The 17,052-nt window shown below is 66.4% G+C and carries 17 protein-coding genes and 1 pseudogene; 10 read left to right on the forward strand and 8 right to left on the reverse strand.

The features are described 5' to 3' along the window. Positions 1-51: 51 nt before the first annotated feature. The 3 genes from rimI to pssA are packed head-to-tail and all read right to left on the reverse strand — an operon-like array spanning position 52 to position 1,771. Positions 52-507 (reverse strand): ribosomal protein S18-alanine N-acetyltransferase, encoded by a 456-nt coding sequence (rimI, locus tag AC3DET_RS05305; RefSeq protein ID WP_488391171.1) that lies wholly within the window; start codon positions 505-507, stop codon positions 52-54. A 50-nt stretch (positions 508-557) separates the two neighbouring features. Beyond that, on the reverse strand, positions 558-995 hold the full coding sequence (locus tag AC3DET_RS05310; protein ID WP_337730595.1) for an alanine acetyltransferase: 438 nt from the start codon (positions 993-995) through the stop codon (positions 558-560). After that, the gene (gene pssA, locus AC3DET_RS05315) at positions 992-1,771 is read right to left on the reverse strand and encodes a CDP-diacylglycerol--serine O-phosphatidyltransferase (protein ID WP_192200227.1); all 780 of its coding nucleotides are present in this window, start codon (positions 1,769-1,771) and stop codon (positions 992-994) included. The genes AC3DET_RS05310 and pssA overlap by 4 nt, the downstream gene beginning before the upstream one ends. Before the next feature lie 92 nt (positions 1,772-1,863). Between pssA and AC3DET_RS05320 the strand changes: the two genes are divergently transcribed. The 4 genes and pseudogenes from AC3DET_RS05320 to AC3DET_RS05335 form a co-directional block, all read left to right on the forward strand. After that, the gene (locus AC3DET_RS05320) at positions 1,864-2,259 is read left to right on the forward strand and encodes a DUF4124 domain-containing protein (RefSeq protein WP_337730596.1); all 396 of its coding nucleotides are present in this window, start codon (positions 1,864-1,866) and stop codon (positions 2,257-2,259) included. Between the two features lie 8 nt (positions 2,260-2,267). After that, on the forward strand, positions 2,268-2,555 hold the full coding sequence (locus AC3DET_RS05325) for a DUF4124 domain-containing protein (protein ID WP_488390930.1): 288 nt from the start codon (positions 2,268-2,270) through the stop codon (positions 2,553-2,555). A 70-nt stretch (positions 2,556-2,625) separates the two neighbouring features. Beyond that, a complete protein-coding gene (locus AC3DET_RS05330) occupies positions 2,626-4,320 on the forward strand; it encodes a proline--tRNA ligase (RefSeq protein WP_337730887.1) in 1,695 nt (564 codons plus the stop codon). A gap of 128 nt (positions 4,321-4,448) precedes the next feature. Next, positions 4,449-4,811: pseudogene (locus AC3DET_RS05335) on the forward strand (H-NS histone family protein); the annotation flags it as partial. Positions 4,812-4,916: 105 nt separating this feature from the next. Here the strand turns inward: AC3DET_RS05335 and AC3DET_RS05340 are convergent. After that, positions 4,917-6,164 (reverse strand): threonine/serine exporter family protein, encoded by a 1,248-nt coding sequence (locus tag AC3DET_RS05340; RefSeq protein ID WP_192201227.1) that lies wholly within the window; start codon positions 6,162-6,164, stop codon positions 4,917-4,919. An 84-nt stretch (positions 6,165-6,248) separates the two neighbouring features. On the opposite strand from AC3DET_RS05340, the gene AC3DET_RS05345 reads away from it, so the two are divergent. From AC3DET_RS05345 to AC3DET_RS05365, 5 genes are read left to right on the forward strand one after another with little or no spacing between them, the layout of a single operon-like run. Further along, on the forward strand, positions 6,249-7,139 hold the full coding sequence (locus tag AC3DET_RS05345; protein WP_488390931.1) for a DMT family transporter: 891 nt from the start codon (positions 6,249-6,251) through the stop codon (positions 7,137-7,139). After that, complete coding sequence (locus AC3DET_RS05350; protein ID WP_488390932.1) at positions 7,136-8,251, forward strand: MlaE family lipid ABC transporter permease subunit; 1,116 nt, start codon at positions 7,136-7,138, stop codon at positions 8,249-8,251. The genes AC3DET_RS05345 and AC3DET_RS05350 overlap by 4 nt, the downstream gene beginning before the upstream one ends. A 6-nt stretch (positions 8,252-8,257) precedes the next feature. Further along, on the forward strand, positions 8,258-9,067 hold the full coding sequence (locus AC3DET_RS05355) for an ABC transporter ATP-binding protein (RefSeq protein WP_337730600.1): 810 nt from the start codon (positions 8,258-8,260) through the stop codon (positions 9,065-9,067). A gap of 3 nt (positions 9,068-9,070) precedes the next feature. Then, positions 9,071-9,997 carry an MlaD family protein gene (locus tag AC3DET_RS05360; RefSeq protein WP_192200220.1) on the forward strand — a complete coding sequence of 309 codons (927 nt, stop codon included), beginning with the start codon at positions 9,071-9,073 and terminating at the stop codon, positions 9,995-9,997. Further along, on the forward strand, positions 9,994-10,623 hold the full coding sequence (locus AC3DET_RS05365; RefSeq protein WP_488390933.1) for an ABC-type transport auxiliary lipoprotein family protein: 630 nt from the start codon (positions 9,994-9,996) through the stop codon (positions 10,621-10,623). Before AC3DET_RS05360 ends, AC3DET_RS05365 begins: the two co-directional genes overlap by 4 nt. A gap of 24 nt (positions 10,624-10,647) precedes the next feature. Here AC3DET_RS05365 and AC3DET_RS05370 read toward each other — a convergent pair whose 3' ends face one another. Next, entirely contained in the window at positions 10,648-11,271 is a 624-nt protein-coding gene (locus AC3DET_RS05370; protein ID WP_488390934.1) for an alpha-ketoglutarate-dependent dioxygenase AlkB family protein, read from the reverse strand. Between the two features lie 83 nt (positions 11,272-11,354). Between AC3DET_RS05370 and AC3DET_RS05375 the strand changes: the two genes are divergently transcribed. Then, positions 11,355-12,965, forward strand: coding sequence for an electron transfer flavoprotein-ubiquinone oxidoreductase (locus AC3DET_RS05375; RefSeq protein ID WP_488390935.1), 1,611 nt, complete (start codon positions 11,355-11,357; stop codon positions 12,963-12,965). A 58-nt stretch (positions 12,966-13,023) separates the two neighbouring features. Here AC3DET_RS05375 and AC3DET_RS05380 read toward each other — a convergent pair whose 3' ends face one another. From AC3DET_RS05380 to AC3DET_RS05390, 3 genes are all read right to left on the reverse strand, one after another. Beyond that, a complete protein-coding gene (locus AC3DET_RS05380) occupies positions 13,024-15,426 on the reverse strand; it encodes a reprolysin-like metallopeptidase (RefSeq protein ID WP_488390936.1) in 2,403 nt (800 codons plus the stop codon). Between the two features lie 179 nt (positions 15,427-15,605). Beyond that, positions 15,606-16,241, reverse strand: a complete 636-nt coding sequence (locus tag AC3DET_RS05385; protein ID WP_488390937.1) for a CoA transferase subunit B — start codon at positions 16,239-16,241, stop codon at positions 15,606-15,608. Further along, positions 16,241-16,972 carry a CoA transferase subunit A gene (locus AC3DET_RS05390; protein WP_337730607.1) on the reverse strand — a complete coding sequence of 244 codons (732 nt, stop codon included), beginning with the start codon at positions 16,970-16,972 and terminating at the stop codon, positions 16,241-16,243. Before AC3DET_RS05390 ends, AC3DET_RS05385 begins: the two co-directional genes overlap by 1 nt. Positions 16,973-17,052 lie beyond the last annotated feature (80 nt).

The raw sequence follows: 17,052 nt of genomic DNA on the forward strand, positions 1-17,052 counted from the left end.
GGATGAAGGCTGGATGGTTTCGCCATATGCCGCAGCGGGCCGGGACCTGCCCTACAGCGGCGGCATCGTGGTGATGTCGTCGGCGACCAGCTCGATCGCCATCACCAGCGCATCCTCGCGGCCTTCGCGGGCCGGGTAGTAGCGCGGGCGGCGGCCGATCTCGTTGAAGCCTTCGCTGTGGTACAGCGTGATCGCGCCCGGATTTGATGGACGCACTTCCAGGAACACGCGCTGCACGCGCAGGTCGCGGGCGATTTTCACCAGCGCGCGCAGCAGATGGCGGCCCAGTCCGCGGCCCTGGCGCTCGGGGGCGATGCAGATGTTCAGCACGTGCGCCTCATCGGCGGCGATGCTGAGCAATCCGTAGCCGATGACCATGCCGTGTTCCGTCATCACCCACGAGGGATAACCCGCCTTCAGGCAGTCGCGGAAGATGCCGCGCGTCCACGGGAAGGGATAGGCGCGCTGTTCGATCGCCATCACGGCGTCAAGGTCGCCCTCGCGCATCGGGCGCAGGCTGGAAGCGGACGCCGGTGACGCTTCGGCGCCCCGCGCGCTCACGCGGAGGCTCCGCGCCGCAGCCGCCTCAGGGCGGGCCACAACGCGCGCTTGGCGGCAGGGTTGCCACGCAGCTCGGCAGAACTGGGCCATTGGGCGAACAGTTCCGCAGCGCCGGGCGCATTGGGATTGCAGCCCGAGGCGCGGATCAGCGCGAAGTGGAGGCGGTCCGGCAGCCGCGATCCGGGCGCTCGCGGCGCTGGTGCCTGGCGCACGGGCGGGGGCGCGTCGACGGCCTCACGCGCAGGCGGACGCGCACGCACGGCAGCGGGCGGAGGAACATCGGGCGCAACACGGGCAGGCGGCGTTTCCACGGCCTGCGCGACAGCGGCACCGGCTTCCGTCGGCCAATCCGCTGGCAGGTACACCGTATGGCCCAGCGCGCGCAGCCAACCCTGCTGCTCGGCCGACCACAACCGGTCCGCCGCGAGCGTCATGCAGCGGCATCCTTCTGCCGGCGCACGCGCTGCCACAGCCAGTAGCCCGGACCGGACAAGGCATACACCACGCCCACCGCCAACAATGTGCGCGGCAGGTCGATGAACAGGATCGCCAACGCCAGCGGCACCAGCGCCAGCACGACGAACGGGATGCGGTCGGCCTTCGCCCCGCCTTCGCCCGTTCCCTTGAAACTCCAGAACCGGATGCGGCTGACCATCAACAGCGCCGCCACCAGGGTCACGCCGAGGGCCACATAGCGCAGCTCCTCGCCCGTCCAGCCCAGTTCGCCATCGGCGAAGGCCCAGACGAAGGACATCATCAGGCCCGCCGCGGCCGGACTGGCCAGGCCGACGAACCAGCGCTTGTCGACCGTGCCGACCTGCGTGTTGAAACGGGCCAGCCGCAGCGCCGCGCAAGCCGCATAGAGGAACGCGACCACCCAGCCCACGCGCCCCATCACGCCGCCGTCGAACTTCAGCGCCGCCAACGACCAGTGGTACATCACCAGCGACGGCGCCAGGCCGAAGCTGACCAGGTCGGCCAGCGAGTCGTACTGCACGCCGAATTCGCTGCTGGTGCCGGTCAACCGCGCCACGCGGCCGTCGATGCCGTCCATCAGGCCCGCCACGAATACCGCGATGGCGGCGTTCACGAACTGACCGTTGGCCGCGGCGATGATCGCGAAGAAGCCGGCAAACAGGCCCGCAGTGGTGAACAGGTTGGGCAACAGGTAAATCCCGCGGGAGCGCGGGGGCGGCTTGATTTCGTTCATGGGTCGCAGTTTAGCCCAGCGGTCCGCCACCCGGCTTGCCTGCGCGGCCCCGGGGTGCTGCAATCGCGGTTCCCGTGATCCCGGAGCTTCCCATGCGCCTCCTGCCCTGCCTGTCCGTGCTGGCGCTCTGCCTGGCGACCGCCTCCACCGCGCAGGCCCAGCAGGTCTACCAGTGGAAGGACAAGAACGGCGTGACCCACTACTCGGACAGCCCGCCGCCGAACCAGACCGTGCAGAACCGGCGCATCAACCAATACGGTGCCCCGGCGGCCGATGCGCAGCCCGCCGGCAAGCCGGTCGAGAATCCGCAGTGCACCACCGCGCGCATGAACCTGCAGGTCCTGGCGACCAGCAAGGGCCCCGTGCAGCAGGACACCGATGGCGACGGCAAGGCGGATACCACGCTTGACGACACCGGGCGTGCCAACCAGCAGAGCCTGGCCGAAGCCGCCGTGAAGGCTTACTGCAAGCCTGCCGCCGGAGCCTGACCCGTTCCATGCGCGCCTGGCTGGCCATCGTGGCGGGCGTGGCGCTGGGCGTGGGCGTCGCCTGGTGGCTGGCCCGCGAATCACCGGATGCCGGATCACGCAAGCAGGCCCGCGCGGACCAGGCGGCCGCTGCCCAGGCCCGCGACGCCCGCCCCTCGCTGTATCGCTGGCGCGACGATGCCGGCGTGCTGCAGATCACCGAGCAGCCGCCGAAGGACCGCCGCTTCGAGCGCATCGATCGCGAAGTCCCGGCCGGCATCCGCGTAAGCGGGGACGCGGCGACCGACGCGGATTGACCCGCCGCCGCCCCGGGTGCGGCCAACGCTGGCAAAATAGGCGGTTCGTCCCTCCCGGATCCCCATGCCGATGCGCCTGTCGCAGTTCCACCTCCGCACCACCAAGGAAACCCCGGCCGACGCCGAACTGGTCAGCCACCAGCTGATGCTGCGCGCGGGCATGATCCGCAAGCTGGCCGCCGGCCTGTACACATGGTCGCCGTTGGGCCTGCGCGTGCTGCGCAAGGTGGAAACCGTGGTGCGCGAGGAAATGAACCACGCCGGCGCGATCGAGATGATCATGCCGACCATCCAGCCGCGCGAGCTGTGGGAAGAGACGGGCCGGTGGGAGAAGTTCGGCGGCCAGCTGCTGAAGATCACCGACCGCAAAGAACAGGCGTTCTGCTACAGCCCCACGGCGGAAGAAGCCGTCACCGACTTCGCGCGCCAGGAGCTGTCCAGCTACAAGCAGCTGCCGGTCAACTTCTACCAGATCCAGACCAAGTTCCGCGACGAGATCCGTCCGCGCTTCGGCGTGATGCGTGCGCGCGAGTTCGTGATGAAGGATGCCTACTCCTTCCACATCACCGATGAAGACCTGGTCCGCGAGTACCGCAACATGCATGCGGCCTACACGCGCATCTTCACCCGCCTGGGGCTGGACTTCCGCGCGGTGCAGGCGGACAGCGGCGCCATCGGCGGCGATGCCTCGCAGGAATTCCACGTGCTGGCCGATTCCGGCGAGGACTCCATCGCGTTCTCCACCGGTTCGGACTACGCCGCCAACGTGGAAAAGGCGCAGGCTGCGGCGCCGGACCCACGCGCCACTGCGTCGGAGACGATGAACAAGGTGGCCACCCCCACACAGAAAACCTGCGAGGACGTCGCCGCGCTGCTGGGCATCCCGTTGCAGCGGACGGTGAAGTCGGTGGCCGTCATGACCGACGCTGGTTTTGTGCTGGCGCTGGTGCGCGGCGACCATACCGTCAACGAGATCAAGCTGGGCAAGGTCGCCGGGCTGGCCGATTACCGGCTGGCGACGGAGGCCGAGATCCTCGCCCACCTGGGCAGCGAGCCGGGCTTCCTCGGCCCGATCGGCGCGAAGCAGGCGATCCGCGTGGTCGCCGATCGCGACGTGGCGGCGATGGCCGACTTCGTCGTGGGCGCCAACGAGGCCGGCTTCCACATTGCCGGCGTCAACTGGGGCCGCGACCTGCCTGAACCTGAAACCGTGGCGGACATCCGCAACGTGGTGGAAGGCGACAGGGCCGCCGACGGCGGCGAGATCCGCATTGTCCGCGGCATCGAGGTGGGACATGTGTTCCAGCTCGGCCGCAAGTACAGCGAAGCGATGAAGTTCACCGTGCTCGACGAAACCGGCAAGGCTGCCGCACCGGCGATGGGCTGCTACGGCATCGGCGTATCGCGCATCGTGGCGGCGGCGATCGAACAGAACCACGACGCCAACGGCATCATCTGGCCCGTGCCGATGGCCCCTTGGGCCGTTGCCGTATGCATGATCAACCCGAAGAACGATGCCACTGTGAATGCTGCGGCCGAGCAGTTGCTCGCAGACCTGCAGGCGGCCGGCATCGAGGCCGTGCTGGACGATCGTGGACTGCGCCCCGGCGCGATGTTCGCCGACATCGAACTGATCGGCATCCCGCACCGCGTGGTGGTGTCCGAGCGCGGACTGGCGGCAGGCACGTTCGAGTATCGCGCACGTCGCGCCGAAGACGCCGAGAATATCGGCCGGGACGAACTGCTCGCGCGCCTGCGCGGCTGATCGCGCGTACGCATGCGTGGGCGCCATCGCGCGTCCACGCATCTCCGTGGTTTGTGCCGCGATTAACTCGTCGATTAAGATGATTATTCGGCCAAGGATGGGCTTTCCCTTCCTGACTGGAGATACTGATGTCGATCGACCTGCGTAACCTGTCCGCCAAGGAACTTGGCGCCCTGATCGCCAAGGCCAAGGAACAGCAGACCAAGCTGGCCAAACGAACCCCCATTGCCACCGTCCGCGGCAAGATCACCAAGTTCGCCAAGGCCGAGGGCTATACGCTGGAGGAACTGTTCGGCATGGCGGGCACGCGCCCCGCCAAGGCGGCAACGAAGCCCGGTCCGCGGGCCGGCAAGAAGCTCGGCAAGGTCGCGCCGAAGTACCGCAACCCGGCTAACCCGAAGGAAACCTGGACCGGTCGCGGCAAGCATCCGCGCTGGATGGCCGCGCTGATCGCGAAGGGCAAGAAGGCCGACGACTTCCTGATCAAGAAAAAGTAATCGCGACGATGCGGCAGGGAAACGGGAGGCTTGGCCTCCCGTTTTTCATGGGTGTCCATCCTGTCGGGCGTGCACTCCCGCGCATCTCCAACGGTATCGTCAGAGATTCTTGCGCGACGAAATCAGCAGGTTGCCGAACAGAAGACCTGCCACCAGCGCCATCACCACGTTGGTGACGGCCAGCAGCGCCGACTGTCCCACGCCCACATCCTGCTGCTGCACCAGGGTCAGCAGGCCGCGCAGGCTGGTGCTGCCGGGTACGAGCATCAGGATGCCGGGCACGCGGATCAATGCGCCGGGACGGTTGGCCCAGCGCGCGAACGCATTGCCTGCTGCGGTCAGCGTCAGTGCCGACAGGAAGATGCCTACCGGACTGCCCCATGCCTGGCCGGCGTAGCGCGAGATGCTGTAGCCGGCGATGGCCGCTGCCATCACCCAGAAATAATCGCGGCGGTGCGCCTTGAACAGCACGGCGAAGGCATACGCCGCCACGATCATCGCGCCCCACTCCACCCACTCCGGCTGTGGCCGCGATGCGCGCACCTCCGGATACAGGCCCAGCAGCTGCGCCAGCGTCACCGCGATCATGCTGCCCACCGTCAGCTTCAGCACCGTGGCCATCGCGCCCGCGAAACGGGCCACGCCGGATACAAGGTGCTGGCTGGTCAGTTCGTTCACTGCATTGGTCAGCGCCATGCCGGGCAGCAGCACGATCAGCGAGGCGATGATCACCGTGTTGAGGTTCAGTGGCGCGATGAAGTTGGCCACCAGGATCGCCACGAAGCCGGCCACCAGCGCCGAGATCGCATCGCTGGCCTCCTTCATCTGCGGGCGACGGGCGATCAGTTCACCGAGCACCCCGATGATCACGCCGATAAGGCCCGCGGTGGCCATGTCCAGCCACGGCAGCCGCCACAGCCCTGCCACGGCCGCTGCCGCCAGCCCCGAGGCGAAGATCTGCATGGCCCGCCAGCGCAGACTGGGCGTGCGGTCCAGCGCGCGCAGCGCGGTGTGGCCCTGGGCGATGCTCATCTGCCCGGACGACACCGCATCCGCGATGCGGTCCGCCTCGCTCAGCTTGTGCAGGTCGGTCTCGCCGGGCGCCAAACGGATGACCCGGGTGCTGTCGCTCGCCCCCAGCGGGCGCGCGGGATCGCTGAAACTCAGGATCAGGCCGGTCGGATTCGACCACGGCTCGCAGTCCAGGCCGAGGCGTTGGGACAGGCCTACTACCGTTCCCTCCAGCCGCTGCGCGGTGGTGCCGTAGCTGTGCAGGCGCCCGGCGATCTCGCACACGAAGGCGATGCGCTGGGCGTAAGTGGCGGAAAGCAGCATGTCGTCGGCCATCGGCACAGTATCGCCCAAGTGCCATCCCGTGGCTTCATGCATGCCTGCTTACACTACGCATCGGCGATGGGGTCAGGGGGCACAGTGGGAATCGGCGAAGCGATGGCGCTCGGCAGTGCCGCCGCGTGGGCGGTGGGCGTGATCCTTGCGCGGCAACTGGGCGTGCACCTGCCTCCGCTCACCCTCAACCTGCTCAAGAACGGACTGGTGCTGTGCGTGCTGGCGCCGGTGGCGTTGCTGCTGTACGCCGGTGCGTGGCCCGTGATGCCGGTGCGCGACATGCTCATCGTGCTGGCCAGTGGCGTGATCGGCATCGCCTTGGCGGACACGCTGTATTTCCGCGCGCTCAACGAACTCGGTGCCGGGCGCATGGGCGTCATCGGCAATCTCTACAGTCCGCTCGTGCTGCTGCTGGGCTTCGTGTTCCTGGACGAACGCCTCGGCGGCATGCAATGGCTGGGCTTCGCCCTGGTGGCCGGCGGCGTGCTGCTGGTCAGCATTCCCGCGCGCGGGCAGGCGGCCCGTCCGCAGCACACGCTGCGCGGCATCCTGTTGGGCCTGCTGGCGATCGCATTGATGGCGGTCGCCATCGTGATGGTGAAGCGCACGCTGGAGACGCAACCCTTGCTGTGGGTGACACTGCTGCGCCTGTGCGGCGCGATGGCGGGCCTGCTGTTCCTTGCATCGCTGCCCTCCATGCGCCAGCGCATGCGCTTCGTGCCGCGCGATGTCGCCTGGCATCGGCTCGTGCTGGCGGCGCTCGTGGGCCAGGGCTTGTCGATGGTGCTGTGGCTGGGCGGCTACAAGTTCACCTCGGCCTCCGTGGCGGCCATCCTCAACGAGTCCGCCTCGGTCTTCCTGGTGGTGCTTGCCGCCCTGTGGCTGCGCGAACCCATGGGCCGTCGTGCGTTTGTAGGCGTGCTGCTCACGTTCAGCGGGATAGCCTGTATGCTCCTTGGCCGAGCGACGCCATGACCCCCGCCCTTGCCCGCCCGCAGTACGAATCCGATCCCGGCGACCCCCAGCGCGCAAAGCTGGCGGGCGACTGGACGCTTGCCAGCGCGCTGACGGTGGCCGAGCAGCTGGGCACGCTGCCGGACGCGGTCAACCGGCTCGATGCCACCGCCATCGGCCGGATCGACTCGGCTGGCGTGCTGCAACTGCTGAGGTTCGCCAAGCGCCGCGGGATGGAGCTGTCGGACATCGAGTTCCGCGCCGACCATCGCGCGCTGGTCAGCACCATTGAAGATGTCGCCGACGACCGGCCGCCACGCAAGCGCGACTACGGTGTGCTGGCCGCACTCTCGCGCCTGGGTTACCGCGTGCACGAGAATGGTCAGGAGATCGTCGCGCTGCTGAGCTTCACGGGCGAGAACCTGGTCAAGCTGGTCCGCATGGTGAAGGAGCCCCGCCGCTTCCGTCCCACCGCTACCGTGGCGCACATGGAAGCCGTAGGCCTGGATGCCGTCCCGCTGGTGATCCTGTTGTCTTACATGGTCGGCGCGGTGATCGCCTTTCTCGGCTCCACCGTGCTGCGCGACTTCGGCGCGGAAATCTACGTGGTGGAACTGGTCAGCATCGCGTTCCTGCGTGAATTCGCCGTGCTCATGACCGCCATCGTGCTCGCCGGGCGCACCGCCTCGGCCTTCACCGCGCAGATCGGCGCGATGAAGAGTCGCGAGGAAATCGATGCGATCCGCACACTGGGCCTGGATCCGATCGACCTGCTGGTGATCCCGCGCCTGATCGCGCTGCTGGTGATGCTGCCGCTGCTGACCTTCATTTCGATGATGGCGGGCCTGGCCGGCGGTGTCACCGTCGGTGCATTCGACCTCGGCATCCCGCCGCAGATGTACATCGCGCGGATGCACGACACCATCGAGGTGAAGCATTTCCTGGTGGGCCTGTCGAAGGCGCCGGTATTCGCCCTGGTGATCGGCCTGATCGGCTGCCTGGAGGGGCTGCAGGTGGAGGGAACCGCCCAGTCCGTCGGCGAACGCACCACGTCCAGCGTGGTGCAGACCATCTCGCTGGTGATCATCATCGACGCGCTGGCCGCGTTGTGGTTCATGCACATGGGCTGGTGACGACACATGGCCGATGAATCCCCCATCATCCAGGTGCGTGGTCTGGTCAACCGCTTCGGCGAGCAGACCGTGCACGAAGGCTTGGACCTGGACGTCCGGCGCGGCGAGATCCTCGGCGTGGTCGGCGGCTCCGGCACGGGCAAATCGGTGCTGATGCGTTCCATCCTCGGGCTGCGCGAGCCCAACGAGGGCGAGATTTCCGTGTTGGGCGTGAACGCACGTTCGGGCGACCAGGCCGAACGCCAGCACATCGAACGCAACACCGGCGTGCTGTTCCAGGATGGCGCGTTGTTCTCCTCGCTGACGGTGGGTGAGAACGTGCAGGTGCCGCTGAAGGAACACCACCCGGAGCTGCCTGACAGCTGGCGCTACGAACTGGCCTTGCTGAAGGTGAAGCTGGCAGGCCTGCCCGCCGACGCCATCAACAAGCTGCCATCGCAGCTGTCGGGCGGCATGCGCAAGCGTGCCGGCCTGGCGCGTGCGTTGGCGCTGGACCCGCCGCTGCTGTTCCTGGACGAGCCCACGGCCGGCCTGGACCCGATAGGCGCGGCGGCGTTCGACCGCCTGATCAAGACGCTGCAGGAAGCCCTGGGCTTGACGGTCTTCCTGATCACCCACGACCTCGACACGCTGTACGCCATCTGCGACCGCGTCGCGGTACTGGCGGACCAGCGGGTCATCACGATAGCGCCCCTGCACGAAGTGGAGCGCTTCGATCATCCCTGGGTGCAGGAGTACTTCCACGGTCCCCGCGCGCGCGCCGCGCGCGACGGACAGCAGGCCCCCGGGGCCCTCAACACGCAAACGGCGGTCTGATCCATGGAAACACGCGCCAACTACGTCCTCATCGGGGCCTTCACCCTCATCATCGCCAGCGCACTGCTGCTGTTCGGCCTGTGGGCGGCGAAGTACTCCTCCGAACGGACCTGGCAGGAATACCAGGTGGTCTTCCGCGAGGCGGTGACCGGCCTGACCGTGGGCAGCCCGGTGCAGTACAACGGCATCGCGGTGGGCTCGATCACCAAGCTCTCGCTGGCGCCCAACGACCCGCGCCAGGTGATCGCGCGCATCCGGGTGGAGTCCTACACACCGGTCAAGACCGATACCCGCGCGAAACTGGCCATCACCAGCCTTACCGGCCCCACCATCATCCAGCTCAGCGGCGGCACGCCGCAGGCCCCCTCGCTGACCAGCGTCGACACGCGCGAGGCACCGGTGATCCAGACCGCGCCATCGGCGTTGCAGAACATCACCGACACCGCCAACCGCATCGTCGAACGCCTCGACCAGGCGCTCAGCGACAAGAATGTCGCCAGCATCACGGCCACGCTGGAGAACCTGGAGTCGATGAGCAATTCGCTGGCCAGCCGCGAAGATGGCCTGGAGTCGCTGATCGTCAGCGCCCGCGATGCCGCCCAGAACCTGGACAAGACCCTCACCACCACCAACGGCACCATCGAGCGCCTGGACAAGAACCTGGTGCGCGAATTGCCGGGGATCCTCGACAAGCTGGAAAGAACGCTCGCGAAACTGGATTCCGCCGCCGGCAACGCCGATGCGATCCTGGGAGAGAACCGCGCCGCGATCAACAGCTTCGCCAACGATGGCCTGGGCCAGCTCGGCCCCACGCTGACCGAACTGCGCGGCCTGGTGCGCGACCTGCGCCGCGTCAGCGACCGCCTCGAAGGCAATCCCGCACGCTACCTGCTCGGCCGCGACGCACCCAAGGAGTTCGACCCGAAATGAAGCCGAAGCGATTTCTCCTCGCCCTGCCCTTTGCACTCGTGCTGGCTGGCTGCTCCATCCTGGGCAGCGAACAGCGAGACCCCGTGACCATCTACGCGCCCGATGTCCGCGTGCCCGCGCGGGCGGACTGGCCCAACGTTGCGTGGTCGCTCGTCATCGCCAAGCCCACGGCTGCACGCGTGATCGACAGCCCGCGCATCAGCGTGCGGCCGATGCCCGGCGAACTGCAGGTCTATCGCGGCGTGTCATGGGCACTGCCGGCGACCGACATGTTGCAGGATGCGGTGCAGCGCACGCTGGAGGATTCGGGCCGGATTCCCGCCGTCGCCAGTGCCGACGCCGGCATCCTGGGCGACTACCGGCTGGTCATGGACCTGCGCCGTTTCGAGGCCGATTACGCGGGTGGCGCGCAGCCGGAGGCCGTCGTCGAAGTGAACGCCAAGCTGGTCAACAACCGCGACCAGCGCGTCGTCGCGTCGCGCACCTTCCTGCAGCAGCGTCCTGCGGGCGGTATCGACGTCGCCCAGGTGGCGACAGCCTTCGAGCAGGCGCTGGAAGCGGCGACCGCCGACATCGTCGGCTGGGTGCTCGTGTCCGGCAACGGCGATCCCAAGGCTGCCCGCTGATCCACGCAGCGCGCAGAGCCGGCATCAGCGGCGACGCGCGGGTTCGATCCAGCGGAACGTCAGGTTGATGCGCGGCGCCACCTCGCGCGCCGTGCGCGGGAGTGCATGCCGGTACAGATGCTGTGTATCGCCCGCCATCACCAGCAGGCTCCCGTGCGGCAGTTCGAACGTGCGGTGCAAGGTGGCATCCTGGCGATGCTTCAACGCAAAGCGGCGCACGCCACCCAGGCTGACCGACGCGATGGCCGGCTGCGGTCCAAGCTCCGGCTCGTCGTCGCTGTGCCACCCCATCGCATCGCGCCCGGTGCGGTACAGATTCGCCAGCACGCTGTTGAAGGGCACATCGAGCTCTCTCTCGAGACGCTCCCGCAGCGCCGACAATGCCTCCGTCCAGGGATGCGGCGCGAAGTCGGTCCCCGAGTACCGGTAGGTCGCGGCCGGGTCGCCGATCCACGCGCTGAGCCGTGGGGAGTCGACCGTACGTCCGAACATCCGGAGGCGGTGCACGCTCCAGGGCAAGGTGTCGCGCAACTCGTCGAAGAGCCGGTCAGCCCGCTCGCGCTCTAGCCAGTCAGGCAGGAGTGTCAGCGACGCGCCAGGCAGGGCCACATCGATTCCATTCGCAGGCAGCGGCAGCGGTATGGTCATGGGGAGGATGCTGGCGGATTTGCCCCGCCCGGTGCAAACCCCGAAAATACCGGCAGCCTAATGCCACGCTGGAGCTGAACCCGATGTCCGATGTCGAACGCGATGTGATGGAGTACGACGTCGTGACGGTCGGCGCGGGCCCTGCGGGTCTCGCGTTCGCCATCCGGCTGAAGCAGCTCAACCCGGATGTCTCGGTCTGCGTGATCGAGAAGGCCAGCACCATCGGCGCGCACATCCTGTCGGGCGCCGTGATCGAACCGGCGCCGCTGGACGCGCTGCTCCCGGGCTGGCGCGACAATCCGCCGCCGGTCTGCGTGCCGGCCACGGACGATGAGTTCTGGTACTTCAGCAAGGACGGTGGCCGCAAGTTCCCGATCGTGCCGCCCGGGATGCGCAACCACGGCAACTTCATCGTATCGCTCGGCGCCATGTGCGCCTGGCTGGCGCCGCAGGCCGAAGCGCTGGGCGTCGAGATCTATCCGGGCTTCGCTGCCGCCGAAACATTGCATGACGACGACGGCAAGGTCGTTGGCGTGCGCATCGGCGACATGGGCATCGCGAAGGACGGCACGCACAAATCCGGTTACACGCAGGGCATCGACATCCGCGCCAAGGTCACCGTGCTGGCCGAAGGCGCGCGCGGCCACTTGACCAAGCGACTGGTGAAGCGCTTCACACTGGACAAGGACAGCGACCCGCAGGCGTACTCGATCGGCATCAAGGAGCTGTGGCAGGTGCCCGAAGGCCGCGTCACCCCGGGCAAGATCGTGCACACGCTCGGCTGGCCGGCCAGCAACGACATCTACGGGGGCAGCTTCCTCTACCATTTGGAGAACAACCAGATCGCGCTCGGTTACGTCAGCGGCCTGGACTACAAGGACCCCGAGTACAAACCATGGGAGGCCTTCCAGCAGTGGAAGAACCACCCGCTGATCAAACCGATCCTTGAAGGCGGCAGCATTCTTTCCGCCGGCGCGCGCGCCATCGTCACTGGCGGCTGGCAGTCGCTGCCGAAGGTGGAGATGCCCGGCGCCCTGCTGATCGGCGACACCGCCGGCCTGCTCAACGTGCCCAAGATCAAGGGCACGCACCAGGCGATCCGCAGCGGCATGCTGGCAGCCGAGCACCTGGTGTCGTCGCAGCTGGCGCCCGAGGGTTTCGACGCGAAACTGCGCGCATCCGATGCGGTGGCCGAATTGAAGTCCGTCCGCAACATCAAGCCCGGCTTCAAGAAAGGCCTGTGGTTCGGCATGGCCAACGCCGCGTGGGAAACCGCCGTCGGTGGTCGTTCGCCGTGGACACTGAAAGTCACGCCTGACTGGTCCTCGCTCGACAAGATCGGCGAATACGAAGAACCCAGCCGCGACTACGTGGACCGTACGCTCGCCCCGCGCGACCGCCTGCAGGGCGTCTACTACGCCGCCACCGAACACGACGAGGACCAGCCCGTGCACCTGCGCGTGCACGACACCTCTGTCTGCGTCACCCGCTGCGCCGCCGAATACGACAACCCCTGCACACGCTTCTGCCCGGCAGGCGTGTACGAGATCGTCGACGACGGCACCGGCAAGCGCCTGCAGATCAATGCAGCCAACTGCGTGCACTGCAAGACCTGCGACATCAAGGACCCCTACCAGATCATCGACTGGGTGACGCCGGAAGGCGGCTCGGGGCCGAATTACCAGAATCTGTGATTGCGGCTACCGCCGCGATACGTTCGCGGCGGTATCTGACTCGTCGGATGGAGCAGCGTCAGAGCGTGGGATCAAATGGCTGCCAGGTTCCCGAGTAAGCTTCAACGGTCACGACATAACCGGACGTGCCGTTCGAGATCCATTTGCTGAGATAGTTGCCCCACGGCTTACGCAGATCGAAGATGAAGTCGACCCTGCCGTCGGCATTAAAATCACCCTTGGCGGCAGCGACAAATTCGGCATCGCTCAAAGTCCCCATATGGGTGCTCGAAACGAAAGTCGGACCGTTCATCGTCCAGTACGCCAGATCCCTACCCGAGCGCCACAGCAACTCTGCCTTGCCGTCTCCGGTAACGTCCGCCATGGTGAAGGGCACCCAAGCGCCGGCGTAAGCTTCAGTGCTTACGTTGAAGCCTCCTTGGCCATTGCTGACCCACTTGCGCAGGTAGTTTCCCCACGGCTTGCGCAAGTCGAAGATCAGGTCCGCGCGACCATCGCTGTTCAGATCACCGCTTCCGACAAGGGCAAAGTCCGCTTCGCCGAGATTGCCGGCGTACACGCTCGACTCCATGGTCGCGCCGTTCATAATCCAGTACACGACATCAGCTCCGGAGCGCCAGAGCAGCTCACTCTTGCCGTCGCCGTTCACGTCCGCAGCGCCGAACGGAACCCAGCTACCGCCATAGGGCATGCCATGCGTAGTGTACGAAGTTCCGCTGCTGATCCAGAAAAGCAGGTAGTTTCCGGACGGCTTGCGCGCATCAAACACCAGATCCGCCTTGCCATCGCCATTCAGATCGCCGGTCGCGATGGGAGAGAGCGCAGCGTCACCCGTGTTCCCCCAATATTTGGTGGAAGCGGCATTGGCGCCATTCATTTCCCAATACACCACATCGTTACCGGACTTCCACAGCAGCTCGCTCTTGCCGTCACCAGTCAAGTCATTGCTAATGTCCTTGCCGATGAAGGGCACAACGGTCGCCCTGAACTGCGCTACTACCGGAATCGTCTGATTCAAGCTTCGCGCATTGTCCTCGCTGTTCGCCACGCCACACGCGAGGTTGCCCGCACCACCACAGGTGCTCTTGAGCGGCGTCGAGAAGATGCGATGTGCAATCTGCCCGGTATCGCCATAAGCCATCACCGTATAGAAATTGCCGGCGGCAGCCGACGTCTTGTAGCCAAAAGAATATGGGTAACGGCCATACTGAAGAACCGTGGTGCCATTGGGCCCCGGGGCTGTGGAGTTGGCACGATCATGTGCCGAACCCATCAGATGCGCGGCTTCGTGCACCAACGTCTCGTCGGCGCAGTAGTACGTCTTGCCATCGGTGCCGGTGTCGTAACCATCGCTGATCACGGCATAGCCCCAAGCCGCGTCCGCCGACGTGATGTCCCTCTGGTCTGCACCGTTCAACCACGCGATGCCGCAACCTTCGTTTTCCGGCGTGTTGAACTTGCGCACCAGAATCGCGATGTCGGCACCGTATTGGTCACGCGCCGTCCGCAGGGGTGCCAAGCTGGCCGGTATGGTGACGGGTGAGTTGCCCGTGCTACCGGTCAATTCCCGCAGCGCTGTCTGATTGGTGTTGGTATCGGTGTAGTTGACCTGCAAGGCGTTCACGATTCGCAGGTAGCCATTGACGTCGCTGTTGGCGAAGGCTTGGTTGCCTACCTGGACCAGGAACACCAGACGCGTCGCGGCACCGGAAGCTCCGCCGTTGGCCGTCGCAAACTCAGGGGTGTAGCCGACCGCGACGTCGATCGTATTGGCTGCCGTAGGCGGCGCTGCCTGCGCCACTGCGGTGGCGCTCTGGCTGACCTGCGCCGACTGGCCGACGGCCGCCGCCATGGACGAGCGCAGCGAAGCTGCCTCAGGCACCATGATGTCGACATGACCCTGGGTTGCGGACACAACCTTGGACGGATCGGTCTGCACCGCGAACACCTTGCCATTGCGGGTCAGCAGACTCAGGGCCGGCTTGCCGCTGGCTTGCGGAATCGAGCCGAACACGGCCTTCTCACCGAACGTGATGATGGCTTCCTGCATCGGATCGCCGCCAACCACCCGGCCGATCCACGTCCAGTTGCCGTCGATCTCTTCAACGTGGCGCTCGTAGCGCAGCTTGACCTGGCTGCCATCCGGCGAGGGAACGGTCATTTCGCCGGTGGCGATGCCCTTGAAGGCGTGGGCTTCGCTGATGGCCGTCGGGTACCAGGTGTAGGCACCTTCCTGCTTGGTTGGCGCCGCTTTATTGGGGTAGGACAACAACGAACCGCGGTCAGGCGCGTTGGCGATGGACGCCCCGATCGCACGAGCCAGGGGGAGCGACGTCGGCAGGCTGCCGGTCGCCTTGCTTGCGGCAACACCACGCATCCCTGCCACGCCCGATTCAGGGCTTTCCCCACTGCACCCGGCCAAAACCAACATCAAGGCGCAAGCGCCGACCCGGAGTTTCATACGTACGCCTCTGAAAAAAAACGGATAGAGCCCCTGAGCTAACACTATAGCCCAGCCGCCGGGCCACAAATAGCCAACGGGTTCGCCTCTCCGCGTTATCGGCCAGAAAGCGTACAGCTGGAAGTCAGACGTGCACCATCGCGCATTGCAACCGGACCTGCATCACGGCATGGCGTGCTTCAGTGACCAGACCGGAAAGGCACGCCGGTTTTCGCGGCGAGCTCCGCTTCGGTCACGCCATCGGCCATCTCCATCAGCGCCAGTCCGTAGGGGGTGACATCGAAAACGGCCAGGTCCGTGATGATCCTGTCAACAACCCCCACCCCCGTCAGCGGCAGGTCGCACTGGGGCAGGATCTTGTGGCTCCCGTCCTTGGCAACGTGCTCCATCAGCACCACGATGCGCTTGACGCCGGCCACCAGGTCCATGGCGCCGCCCATGCCCTTGACCATCTTGCCCGGGACCATCCAGTTGGCCAGGTCGCCCTTGTCGGTGACCTGCATGGCGCCCAGCACGGCCAGATCGATGTGGCCGCCGCGGATCATGGCGAAGGAATCGTGGCTGCCGAAGTAGCTGGCACCGGCGCGGGCCGTGACGGTCTGCTTGCCGGCGTTGATCAGGTCGGCGTCGACCTCGTCCTCGGTCGGGAACGGACCGATGCCCAGCAGGCCGTTCTCGGACTGCAGCCACACGTCCATGCCGGCCGGAATATGGTTCGCGACCAGGGTCGGCAGGCCGATGCCCAGGTTCACGTAGGCGCCGTCGGTCAGTTCGCGGGCGGCGCGCTGCGCCATTTCATCGCGGGTCCAGGGCATCACTTGTCTCCTTGGCGGACGGTGCGCTGCTCGATGCGCTTCTCGGGGGACGGGTTGTGGACGATGCGGTCCACGTAGATGCCGGGCAGGTGAACGTGGTCGGGATCGATGGTGCCGATTTCCACCACTTCCTCGACCTCCGCGATGCAGACCTTGCCGGCCATGGCGCAAGCCGGGTTGAAGTTGCGCGCTGTCTTGCGGAAGACCAGGTTGCCGGCCTTGTCGGCCTTCCATGCCTTGACCAGCGATACGTCGGCCGCCAGCGCGGTTTCCATCACATACCAATGCTCGCCGAACTGACGGGTTTCCTTGCCTTCGGCAACAACCGTGCCGTAGCCGGTGCGGGTGAAGAACGCCGGGATCCCTGCGCCGCCTGCGCGCAGGCGCTCGGCCAGCGTGCCCTGCGGGTTGAATTCCAGTTCCAGTTCGCCCGAAAGGAATTGGCGCTCGAATTCCTTGTTTTCGCCCACGTAGGACGAAATCATCTTCTTGATCTGCCGGGTTTCCAGCAGCAGGCCCAGGCCGAAGCCGTCCACGCCCGCGTTGTTGGAGATCGCCGTCAACCCCTTCGCGCCGCTGTCCCGCAGCGCGCCGATCAGCGCCTCGGGGATGCCGCACAGGCCGAAGCCGCCAACCGCCAGCGTCTGGCCATCGGCCACCACGCCCTGCAGTGCGGCCGCGGCACTGGGATATAGCTTCTGCTTGCCTCCGGAGGCCGGGTTACCCGCCATGGCGTGATCCATTCGTTGAGGAAGCCTGCATTCTACCCACGCCCCCAAGGGCCACACAGGTACTTTCGGTCAATGGGAAT

This window comes from Pseudoxanthomonas sp. 97-1-1, assembly GCF_057773125.1.